This is a genomic window from Streptomyces sp. NBC_01537 (assembly GCF_045040445.1).
GTDB lineage: Bacteria > Actinomycetota > Actinomycetes > Streptomycetales > Streptomycetaceae > Actinacidiphila.
Window position 1 is genome coordinate 2,610,353 of record NZ_CP109392.1, and the last position, 12,148, is coordinate 2,622,500.

Genomic DNA, 12,148 nt, shown 5'->3' on the forward strand with positions numbered 1-12,148 from the left:
CTCCTGCATGCCGCCCGTCCTTGTGCCGGTCATGGTAGCCGCACCCGCTGTCCGCCACACCCTGTCACCGCCATGTCACTGTGCACGTAGCAGAAACGCTAGCGGAGACCAGAAGGTTCCCCGAATCCCGCGCTCTCACACCTGATTGACCACGGCGAGTCATATCGATCACAGAGCGCGGGAACAGCCGGCCGGCCGTCAACGGGCGTTCATCCACTGTTCCATGACGGCGAGCAGATGATCCGTGTCCACCGGCTTGGCCACATAGTCGGACGCCCCGGACTCGATGCTCTTCTCCCGGTCGCCCTTCATCGCCTTCGCCGTCAGCGCGATGATCGGCAGTCCGGCGAACTGGGGCATCCGGCGAATGGCGGCAGTTGTGGCGTACCCGTCCATCTCCGGCATCATGATGTCCATCAGGACGACCGCCACATCGTCATGCTGTTCGAGCACTTCGATGCCCTCCCGGCCGTTCTCCGCGTAGAGCACCGTCAGCCCGTGCTGCTCCAGGACGCTCGTGAGCGCGAAGACATTGCGGATGTCGTCGTCGACGATGAGCACCTTCTCGCCGTTGAAGCCGCCCGCGAAGCCGGTGTACGCGTCGCTGTTCGCGCCGTCCACCCACGAGTCGGCCATCTGCGGCGCCGGAGCCGCCACCGGCAGCGCCGGGATCGCCGAGCGGCGCCGGAGCCTGGCCAGGCTGCTGCCCGCGCCCCGGCCGCCGCGCAGGCCGGGCGGCATGGCGTGGCCGGTGAAGGGCCCGTGCCCGGAGTGGTCGGCGGTGACGTCGTCGTCCTCGACGGCGCCCAGCGGCAGCGCCGGGTAGCCCTGCGGGGGCAGTTCGCCGCTGCTGAGCGGGAGGTAGAGCGTGAAGGTGGACCCGCGGCCCGGCTGGCTGTCGGCGTGGATCTCGCCGCCCAGCAGCCGCGCGATCTCGCGGCTGATGGACAGGCCCAGGCCCGTACCGCCGTACTTGCGGCTGGTCGTGCCGTCCGCCTGCTTGAACGCCTCGAAGATCACCCGCATCTTGCTCGCCGCGATCCCGATGCCCGTGTCGGTCACCGAGAAGGCGATCAGCGGCTGGTCCGGATCCCGCAGCGCGCCCGACTCCAGCATCTGCTCGCGGATGTACTGCGGCGCCTCGGCGCCGGCCGGCTGCCGGATGACGAGCTCCACGGAGCCCGAGTCGGTGAACTTGACCGCGTTGGACAGCAGGTTGCGCAGCACCTGCAGCAGCCGCTGCTCGTCGGTGTGCAGGGTCACCGGCAGCTCCGGCGACACCCGTACGGAGAAGTCCAGGCCCTTCTCCGCGGTCAGCGGCCGGAAGGTGGCCTCGACGTAGTCCACCAGCTGCACCAGGGCGATCCGGGTCGGGCTGACGTCCATCTTGCCCGCCTCGACCTTCGACAGGTCCAGGATGTCGTTGATGAGCTGCAGCAGGTCCGAGCCCGCCCCGTGGATCGTCTCGGCGAACTCGACCTGCTTCGGGGAGAGATTGCCCTCGGCGTTGTCGGCGAGCAGCTTGGCCAGGATCAGCAGCGAGTTGAGCGGCGTGCGCAGCTCGTGCGACATGTTGGCCAGGAACTCGGACTTGTAGCGCATCGAGACGGCGAGCTGCTCGGCGCGCTCCTCCAGGACCTGCCTGGCGTCCTCGATCTCGGTGTTCTTCACCTCGATGTCGCGGTTCTGCCGCGCCAGGCGGTCGGACTTCTCCTCCAGCTCGGCGTTGGACAGCTCCAGCGCCCGCTGCCGGCTCTCCAGCTCCGCGCTGCGCTCCCGCAGCTGCTCGGTGAGCTCCTGGGACTGCTTGAGCAGCCCCTCGGTCTTGGTGTTGACGCTGATGGTGTTGACGCTGACCGCGATCATGTCGGTGATCTGGCCGAGGAAGTCCTTCTGGATCTGGGTGAAGGGCCCGAAGGAGGCCAGCTCGATCACCCCGAGCACCCGCTCCTCGAAGAGCACCGGCAGAACGATGACATGCGCAGGCGGCGCTTCCCCGAGCCCGGACGCGATGCGCAGGTAGCCCGGCGGGACGTTCTCCATCAGGATCTGCCGCTTCTCCACCGCGGCCGTGCCGATCAGCCCCTCGCCGGGCAGGAAGGTGGTGGGCATGGTGCGCTTGGAGAAGCCGTACGAGCCGATGAGCCGCAGCTCGTACGGGTACCCCGCGGCCTCCTCCTCGTCGCCGCGCTCGATCTCCTCGGCGAGGAAGAAGGCGCCGTGCTGGGCGGCGACCACCGGGGTCAGCTCGCTCATGATCAGGGCCGCGACGTCGTTGAGGTCGCGGCGGCCCTGCATGAGACCGGAGATACGGGCCAGGTTGCCCTTGAGCCAGTCCTGTTCCTTGTTGGCGAGGGTGGTCTCGCGCAGCCGGACGATCATCGTGTTGATGTAGTCCTGGAGCTCCAGGATCTCGCCCGCCGCGTCCACGTCGGTGCGGATGTTGAGGTCGCCGCGGGTCACCGCGGTGGCCACCTGGGCGATGTTGCGCACCTGCCGGGTGAGGTTGTTGGCCATCAGGTTCACCGAGTCGGTGAGGTCCTTCCAGATGCCGGACACCCCCGGCACCCGGGCCTGGCCGCCGAGCCGGCCCTCCGTACCCACGTCGCGGGCCATCCTGGTGACCTCGTCACCGAAGGCGGACAGCTGGCCGACCATGGTGTTGATGGTGGTCTTGAGCTCCAGGATCTCGCCGCGCGCGTCCACGTCGATCTTCTTGGACAGGTCGCCGCGCGCCACGGCGGTGGTGACCTCGGCGATGTTGCGCACCTGGCCGGTGAGGTTGGACGCCATGAAGTTCACCGACTCGGTGAGGTCCTTCCAGGTGCCCGAGACGCCGGGCACACGGGCCTGGCCGCCGAGGATGCCGTCGGTGCCGACCTCTCGGGCCACCCGGGTGACCTCGTCACCGAAGGCGGAGAGCGTGTCCACCATGGTGTTGATCGTTTCCGCGAGGGTCGCGACCTCGCCGCGCGCCTCGACGGTGATCTTCTTCGTCAGGTCGCCGTTGGCGACGGCCGTGGCGACCGACGAGATGGACCGCACCTGGCTCGTCAGGTTGTTGGCCATCAGGTTCACGTTGTCGGTCAGGTCCTTCCAGATGCCCGACACGTCCCGGACCCGCGCCTGGCCGCCCAGCTGCCCCTCGGTACCCACCTCACGGGCCACCCGGGTCACCTCGTCACCGAAGGCCGACAGCTGGTCGACCATCGTGTTGACGGTGGTGACCAGGGCGAGAATCTCGCCCTTGGCGTCGACGGTGATCTTCTTCGACAGGTCGCCCTGCGCGACCGCCGTGGTGACCTCGGCGATCGTACGCACCTGGCTGGTCAGGTTGGTCGCCATGAAGTTGACGGACTGGGTCAGGTCCTTCCACGTCCCCGACACGCCCTTGACCTCGGCCTGGCCGCCCAGGATGCCCTCGGTACCCACCTCGCGGGCGACGCGGGTGACCTGCTCCGCGAAGGAGGAGAGCTGGTCCACCATCGTGTTGAGGGTGTTCTTCAGCTCCAGGATCTCGCCCCGCGCGTCCACGTCGATCTTCTGCGACAGGTCACCGCGCGCCACGGCGGTCGCGACCTGCGCGATGTTACGGACCTGGGCGGTCAGGTTCCCGGCCATGCCGTTCACCGAATCCGTCAGGTCCCGCCACACGCCGGCCACACCCGGCACCTGCGCCTGGCCGCCGAGCCGCCCCTCCGTACCCACGTCCCGGGCGACGCGGGTGACCTGGTCGGCGAAGGCCGAGAGCTGGTCGACCATCGTGTTGAGGGTGTTCTTCAGCTCCAGGATCTCGCCCCGCGCGTCGACCTCGATCTTCTGCGAGAGGTCGCCACGCGCCACGGCGGTGGTCACCTGGGCGATCTGGCGGACCTGGGAGGTCAGGTTGCCCGCCATGAAGTTGACGGAGTCCGTCAGGTCCTTCCAGACGCCGCTGACGCCGTCCACCCGCGCCTGGCCGCCGAGCCGGCCCTCGGTACCCACGTCGCGGGCGACACGGGTCACCTGGGCCGCGAAGGAGGACAGCTGGTCCACCATGCGGTTGACGGTGTTCTTCAGCTCCAGCATCTCGCCGGACACGTCGACGGTGACCTTCTGCGACAGGTCGCCGTTCGCGACCGCCGTCGTCACCTGCGCGATGTTGCGGACCTGGCCGGTGAGGTTGCGGAAAGCCGTGTTGACCGAGTCCGTCAGGTCCTTCCACGTCCCCGCCGCACCCGGCACCTGCGCCTGACCACCGAGTTCGCCCTCCACACCGACCTCGCGGGCCACCCTGGTGACCTCGGCGCCGAAGGACGACAGCTGGTCGACCATCGTGTTGACGGTGTTCTTCAGCTCCAGCATCTCGCCGGAGACGACCACCGTGACCTTCTGCGACAGGTCGCCGTTGGCGACCGCCGTCGTCACCTGCGCGATGTCCCGCACCTGGCCGGTGAGGTTACGGAAAGCCGTGTTGACCGAGTCCGTCAGGTCCTTCCACGTCCCCGCCGCACCCGGCACCTGCGCCTGACCGCCGAGCTGGCCCTCCGCGCCGACCTCGCCCGCGACCCGGGTCACCTCGTCGGCGAAGGTACGCAGCGTCTCGGTCATCGCGTTGATGGTCTCGGCGAGCTGCGCGACCTCGCCGCGCGCGCCGATCGTGATCTTCTGCGACAGGTCGCCGTTGGCGACCGCCGTCGTCACCTGCGCGATGTCCCGCACCTGGGCCGTCAGATTCCCGGCCATAAGATTTACGGAATCCGTCAGGTCCTTCCATACTCCGGCCACACCCGGCACCTGCGCCTGGCCGCCCAGTTCGCCTTCCGTACCGACCTCGCGGGCCACCCGGGTCACTTCGGAGGCGAAGGAGGACAGCTGGTCCACCATCGTGTTGACGGTGTTCTTCAACTCCAGCATCTCGCCGGCCACATGAACCGTGACCTTACGGGACAGATCACCCTTCGCGACCGCCGTCGTGACGAGAGCGATGTCCCGCACCTGCGCGGTCAGCCGGGACGCCATCGTGTTGACGGAATCCGTCAGGTCCTTCCACGACCCCGACATCCCGCGCACCCGCGCCTGCCCGCCGAGCTTGCCCTCGGTGCCCACCTCGCTGGCCACCCGGGTCACCTCGTCGGTGAACGCCGACAGCTGGTCGACCAGCCCGTTCGTGGTCCGGCCCACCTTCAGGAACTCCCCGCGCAGCGGGTGCGCCGAGCCGTCGGAGCCCTGCGAGCGCAGGTCCATCCGCTGCTCCAAGTCGCCCTCCGCCACCGCGGAGAGCACCCGGCCGACCTCGGACACCGGGCGTACGAGATCCTCCACCAGCGCGTTGGAGGCGTCGATCGCCGCCGCCCAGGCACCCTCGCAGGGGCCGATCTCCAGGCGTTCGGTGAGCTTGCCCTCCCGGCCGACCACACGGCGTACGCGGGCCAGTTCACCGGTGAGGTGCTGATTGCGGTCCGCGACCTCGTTGAAGACGGCGGAGATCTCCGCCATCACCCCGTCCCCGGAGACCGTCAGCCGCTTGCGGAAGTTGCCGTCCCGCATGGACGACAGCGCGGCCAGCAGTCTGTGCAGGGCAGCCGAATCCACCTCGACGGTCCCGTTGATCCGGGCCCGTGCGTTCTTCGCCCGCGCGGCATTACCCCGCGTCGAAGCGGACGTAACGCCGCCTCGCGCCGATGCGCCAGACTCCACCGTGTCCCTCCCAGAGGGTCGACCGACCTGCATGTGCCCCTATAGGGCATGCCCAGTGTTTCATCACGGTCCACCATCGGGGCAAACACTTCGGGTGCGATCGGGTTTCGACGGCTCGTTATGCCTCACAAGAGCAGGTCTTGTCCAGTGCCGTCAGGAGCGCACACACACATACACACCAGTGCGCGGGACCCAGAACAGGGCCACGCACTAATCTGGCCGCGCCGTAGTGCAACACTCGGTCCTCGGACGGCGCATTGATCGTGGCGCGGACGGGCACAGGATCCGGGGGACATCGAGACATCCATGAGGAGACCAGTGAACACGGCGCGGGCAGCGGCTACCTTCGAGCCGGTCGGGCGGTCGGTGGCCACCGCGCGCGCGTTTGTCCGCGACACCCTGCAGGGCTGGGGCTTCTCCGATGTCGTGGACGACGCCGTCGTCCTCACCAGTGAACTCGTCACCAATGCGGTGATTCATGCCGGAACCGCCGCGGATGTCGAGTGCCTGCGCTACGACACCGGCGTACGGGTCGAGGTCTCCGACCACTACCCCGAGCGCGAACTCCCGCTCCACGACGTCCACCGCCAGGCCCACCCCGACCACGAGGGCGGCCGCGGCCTGCTGCTGTGCTCCGCACTGGCCACCCGCTGGGGCGTGCAGTACAGCCCCGAGACCAAACAGGTGTGGTTCCACCTCGACCTCCCCCAGCGCCCCACCGGCACCCGCTCCGCCGGCCCCGTCCTGCCCGTCGCCGCGCTCCCCCTCACCGACGAGCGGGTACGCGTCGCCGTCGTCCAGGCAGACCGCAACGGCGTCATCACCCGCTGGAACGAGGACGCCTCCGAGCTCTTCGGCCACCCCTCCGACCAGGTCGTCGGCAAACCGCTGGGCGACTTCGCCGCCTGGCCCCAGACCCCCGGCACCGGCCACGGCATCGCCGAGGCCCTGCTGCTGTCCCGCTGGGAGGGCAGTTACGGCATCCGCGTCGCAGACGGCCGCGTCCAGCCGGTGTACGGATCCCATCTGCGGGTACGCGACACCTCCGGCGAGCCGTCCACCGTATGCCTGCTGGTCCTGGAGGACGAGCGGGCCATCCTCCAGAATCCGACCCGCGGCACCGTCTCCCGCGACGGCTCCGGCAACGAACGCGTCAAGGCTGCCGACCCGTTCGAGACCTTCATCGGCTCCCCCGCCCCCGACGACCTCGACGGCCTCCTCCAGCGCACCGTCGAGCGCGCCCGCGACATGCTCGACGGCGACGCCGCCTACCTGCTGCTCGCCACCGACGACGAGACCGAGCTCGAGGTACGCGCCTCCACCGGCCTGCCCTCCGCCCGCCAGCGGTTCGCCCGCGTCCCCGTCGAGGCCGGCACCGGCCGCTACGGAAGCGCCCGCATGCCCGCCGTCCACGACGACCTCACCGCCGTCCCCGGCGCCGTCCCGCTGCTCGCCGGCACCGGGATGCGCTCCATCGTCACCGTCCCGCTCAAGGTCGAGGGCCGCCTCACCGGATCCCTCGGCGTCGCCGCCGAATCCCCCGGCCGCTACTCCAACGAGCAGGCCCTACGGCTGCAGTTCGCCGCCGACCGCATCGCCCTGGCCGTCGAGAGCGCCCGCCTGACCGAGCTGGAGCGGCTGCGACGCGGCTCGCTCTCCTTCCTCGTCGAGGCCTCCGACCTGCTCGCCGGCACCCTGGAACGCGACCAGACGCTGGCCCTGATGGCCCAGATGACCGTGCCCACGCTGGCCAGCTGGTGCGCCGTCTACACCATCGCCGAAGCCGCCGAGCCCGAACTCGCCTTCGTACTCCACGAGGACGAGGACCGCATCGACGGCATCAAGGCCCTGCTCTCCAAGGTCCAGCCTCCCGCCCCCGACCCCACCCCCGGCGCCCGCATCTGGACCGCCCCCTCCGACGCCGCCCACTCCACCGCCCTGCGCGCCTCCTTGCGCAGCCTCGGCCTCGGCGAGCCCGGCCGCCCCGCCACGGGGCCGGGCACCGCGCTGGCCACGGCGGCCGCGGTGGGCGGCGAGACCGTTGTCCTCCCCCTGGTGGCCCGTAACCGCGTCATCGGCATGCTGACGCTGGGCAAGCCCTCCGACGAGCGCTTCCGCCAGGAGATCCTGGAGCTCGCCGAGGACCTCTCGCGCCGGGCCGCCCTCGCCCTGGACAACGCCCGGCTCTACAGCGAGCGCACCGCGATCAGCCAGGCCCTCCAGCGCAGCCTCCTCCCCCCGGGCCTGCCCGTCATCCCCGGCGTCGAGGTCGAGGTCGTCTACCGCGCCGCCGGCGAGGGCAACGAGGTCGGCGGCGACTTCTACGACGTCTTCCCCATCCGCGAGGGCTGCTGGGGCTTCGCCATCGGCGACGTCTGCGGCACCGGCCCCGAGGCCGCCGCCGTCACCGGCCTCGCCCGCCACGCCCTGCGCCTGCTCGCCCGCGAAGGCTTCAGCGGCCCCAGCGTCCTGGAACGCCTCAATGCCGCCATCCTCGACGAAGGCGCCCGCAGCCGCTTCCTCACCCTGCTGTACGGGGAGCTCTGGCCGCAGCCCGACGGCGGCGCCATCCTCAAGGTCGTCTGCGCCGGCCACCCGCTCCCTCTACGGCTCCGCCAGGACGGCACCGTGGAAGCCGCCGCCGACCCGCAGCCGCTCCTCGGCGTCCTGGAGGACCTCGAACTGGTCGAGCAGACCATCGAACTCGCCCCCGGCGACGTACTCCTCTGCGTCACCGACGGCGTCACCGAACGCCGCGAAGGCACCCGCATGCTCGGCGACGACGGCCTCGCCGACGTCCTCGCCACCTGCACCGGCCTCAACGCCGGCGCCGTGGCGGCCCGCATCCAGCGAGCGGTCGAACGCTTCGCCTCCGACGCCCCGTCCGACGACATGGCCATCCTGGCGATGCGCGTGCCGGAATGAAGCCGGAATGAAGAAGGCCCCCGCCGGCTGGCGGGGGCCTTCTTGTCAGAGCCCCAATACGGAATCGAACCGTAGACCTTCTCCTTACCATGGAGACGCTCTACCGACTGAGCTATTGGGGCCTGTCGACATGCAAGATCTTAGCTCATACGAGCCCCTGTTTGAAAATCCGCCGGACAGTCCCTAGAGCCGGCCGCCCAGGCTGTTGCACGCCGCCGCCATCCGCTCCAACTCCCGCTCGCTCATCCCCGGATGCACCGGCAGCGACAGCGTCTCCCCCGCCGCCGCCTCAGTGCACGGCAGACTCATCCCGGCGATCCTCGACCGGTTCCGGTTCGCCGGCATCCGGTGCAACGGCGTCGGTATGCTCACCCGCGCCCGCACACCCCTCCCCGCCAGCGCCAGCGCGAACGCGTCCCGGTCCGGCCGCCCATTCCCCGGAATCCGTACCGTGTAGCGGTGGTACACGTGATGCGCCCCCGGCTCCACATGCGGCACCACCACCCCCGTCAGCGCCGAATCCAGATACCTGCAGTGCGCCCGCTGCCTGGCCACCGCCCCCGCCAGCTTCGCCAGCCCCCCGCGCCCACCCGCCGCCTGCTCGTCCGACAGCTGCGCATCCTGGTGCACCGACCCCCGCAGCCCCCGCACCGTACGCGCCAGCTCCGGATGTTCCGTCGTCACCACCGCCCCGTCCTCCACCGCGAACACGCTCATCACCCCGTACGTCCCGACCCTCCGCCCCGCCAACGCCGCGGCCTGCGCCTGCGTCGCGTCCTCCACGATCGCCAGCCCATGGCGTTCTGCGAGCCCCGCCAGCGTGTCCACCGCCGCCGGATGGCCGAACAGATGCACAGGCAGAATCGCCGCGGTCAACGGCGTGATCGACGCCGCCACCGCATCCGGGTCCAGGCAGAACGTCAACGGATCGATGTCCGCGAACACCGGCACCGCCCCGACCAGCCGCACGGCCTCCGCCGTCGCCGTCGGTGCGAACGAGGGCAGGATGATCTCTTCTCCCGCGCCGATCCCCAGCGCGAGCAGCGACAGCCTCAGGGCCGCCGTACCCGAATCCACCGCAACACAGTGTCGGTTGCCGGCCACCGCCGAGAACTCCGACTCCAGTGCCGCTACTTCCGCGCCTTGAACGATGGACTGCTGCATGTGGCCCAGGATCGCCAGACCGCATGATGAGCGGCCAAGCGGAGCATGAACGGACGGTGATCAGAACACAAAAAGCCGCACCCCCGAACCGAAGTCCGGGGGTGCGGCTGAAAGATTGTTCGGCGGCGTCCTACTCTCCCACAGGGTCCCCCCTGCAGTACCATCGGCGCTGAAAGGCTTAGCTTCCGGGTTCGGAATGTAACCGGGCGTTTCCCTAACGCAATGACCACCGAAACACTATGAAGACAACTGAACCGGAACAACACAGTTCGTTACTTCAGAACTACACAGTGGACGCGAGCAACTGAGGACAAGCCCTCGGCCTATTAGTACCGGTCAGCTCCACCCCTTACAGGGCTTCCACATCCGGCCTATCAACCCAGTCGTCTACTGGGAGCCTTAACCCCTCAAAGGGGGTGGGAATACTCATCTCGAAGCAGGCTTCCCGCTTAGATGCTTTCAGCGGTTATCCCTCCCGAACGTAGCCAACCAGCCATGCCCTTGGCAGGACAACTGGCACACCAGAGGTTCGTCCGTCCCGGTCCTCTCGTACTAGGGACAGCCCTTCTCAATATTCCTACGCGCACAGCGGATAGGGACCGAACTGTCTCACGACGTTCTAAACCCAGCTCGCGTACCGCTTTAATGGGCGAACAGCCCAACCCTTGGGACCGACTCCAGCCCCAGGATGCGACGAGCCGACATCGAGGTGCCAAACCATCCCGTCGATATGGACTCTTGGGGAAGATCAGCCTGTTATCCCCGGGGTACCTTTTATCCGTTGAGCGACGGCGCTTCCACAAGCCACCGCCGGATCACTAGTCCCGACTTTCGTCCCTGCTCGACCCGTCAGTCTCACAGTCAAGCTCCCTTGTGCACTTACACTCAACACCTGATTGCCAACCAGGCTGAGGGAACCTTTGGGCGCCTCCGTTACTCTTTAGGAGGCAACCGCCCCAGTTAAACTACCCACCAGACACTGTCCCTGATCCGGATCACGGACCGAGGTTAGACATCCAGCACGACCAGAGTGGTATTTCAACGACGACTCCACCACGGCTGGCGCCATAGCTTCACAGTCTCCCACCTATCCTACACAAGCCGAACCGAACACCAATATCAAGCTATAGTAAAGGTCCCGGGGTCTTTCCGTCCTGCTGCGCGAAACGAGCATCTTTACTCGTAGTGCAATTTCACCGGGCCTATGGTTGAGACAGTCGAGAAGTCGTTACGCCATTCGTGCAGGTCGGAACTTACCCGACAAGGAATTTCGCTACCTTAGGATGGTTATAGTTACCACCGCCGTTTACTGGCGCTTAAGTTCTCAGCTTCGCCATGACGAATCATGACTAACCGGTCCCCTTAACGTTCCAGCACCGGGCAGGCGTCAGTCCGTATACATCGCCTTACGGCTTCGCACGGACCTGTGTTTTTAGTAAACAGTCGCTTCTCGCTGGTCTCTGCGGCCACCCCCAGCTCAAGCAGCAAGTGCTATCACCAGTGATGGCCCCCCTTCTCCCGAAGTTACGGGGGCATTTTGCCGAGTTCCTTAACCATAGTTCACCCGAACGCCTCGGTATTCTCTACCTGACCACCTGAGTCGGTTTAGGGTACGGGCCGCCATGAAACTCGCTAGAGGCTTTTCTCGACAGCATAGGATCATCCACTTCACCACAATCGGCTCGGCATCAGGTCTCAGCCTCAATGTGTGACGGATTTGCCTATCACACGGCCTACACCCTTACCCCGGGACAACCACCGCCCGGGCTGGACTACCTTCCTGCGTCACCCCATCGCTTACCTACTACAAGTCTGGTCCGTCGGCTCCACCACTCCCCTCAACTCCGAAGAGATCAGGGCGGCTTCACGGACTTAGCATCGCTCGGTTCAGTACTGGGCGTTTCAAAGCGGGTACCGGAATATCAACCGGTTGTCCATCGACTACGCCTGTCGGCCTCGCCTTAGGTCCCGACTTACCCTGGGCAGATCAGCTTGACCCAGGAACCCTTAGTCAATCGGCGCACACGTTTCCCACGTGTGTATCGCTACTCATGCCTGCATTCTCACTCGTAAACCGTCCACGACTGGCTTCCGCCGCCGCTTCACCCGGCATACGACGCTCCCCTACCCATCACAGCAGGCGTTGGCCCTTATATGCTGCAATGACACGACTTCGGCGGTACGCTTGAGCCCCGCTACATTGTCGGCGCGGAATCACTTGACCAGTGAGCTATTACGCACTCTTTCAAGGGTGGCTGCTTCTAAGCCAACCTCCTGGTTGTCTCTGCGACTCCACATCCTTTCCCACTTAGCGTACGCTTAGGGGCCTTAGTCGATGCTCTGGGCTGTTTCCCTCTCGACCATGGAGCTTATCCCCCAC

Annotated in this window: 3 protein-coding genes, 1 tRNA gene and 2 rRNA genes (1 of these 6 only partly in view); 1 reads left to right on the forward strand and 5 read right to left on the reverse strand. The window is 67.4% G+C overall.

Annotation, left to right across the window (positions count from 1 at the left end; translation table 11 throughout):
* Positions 1-198 precede the first annotated feature (198 nt).
* Positions 199-5,679 carry a HAMP domain-containing protein gene (locus tag OG607_RS12055; protein WP_405722393.1) on the reverse strand — a complete coding sequence of 1,827 codons (5,481 nt, stop codon included), beginning with the start codon at positions 5,677-5,679 and terminating at the stop codon, positions 199-201.
* 318 nt (positions 5,680-5,997) lie between these two features.
* Here OG607_RS12055 and OG607_RS12060 point away from each other — a divergent pair, with 318 nt between their 5' ends.
* Complete coding sequence (locus OG607_RS12060) at positions 5,998-8,604, forward strand: SpoIIE family protein phosphatase (RefSeq protein WP_405736706.1); 2,607 nt, start codon at positions 5,998-6,000, stop codon at positions 8,602-8,604.
* Between the two features lie 49 nt (positions 8,605-8,653).
* On the opposite strand, the gene OG607_RS12065 is transcribed toward OG607_RS12060, so the two are convergent.
* From OG607_RS12065 to OG607_RS12080, 4 genes are all read right to left on the reverse strand, one after another.
* Positions 8,654-8,726, reverse strand: a tRNA-Thr gene (locus OG607_RS12065).
* A gap of 61 nt (positions 8,727-8,787) precedes the next feature.
* Positions 8,788-9,768 carry a DegT/DnrJ/EryC1/StrS family aminotransferase gene (locus OG607_RS12070; RefSeq protein WP_405722395.1) on the reverse strand — a complete coding sequence of 327 codons (981 nt, stop codon included), beginning with the start codon at positions 9,766-9,768 and terminating at the stop codon, positions 8,788-8,790.
* A 117-nt stretch (positions 9,769-9,885) separates the two neighbouring features.
* Positions 9,886-10,002, reverse strand: a 5S ribosomal RNA gene (gene rrf / locus OG607_RS12075).
* A 72-nt stretch (positions 10,003-10,074) separates the two neighbouring features.
* Positions 10,075-12,148 (reverse strand): 23S ribosomal RNA (locus OG607_RS12080); it runs 1,051 nt beyond the window's last position.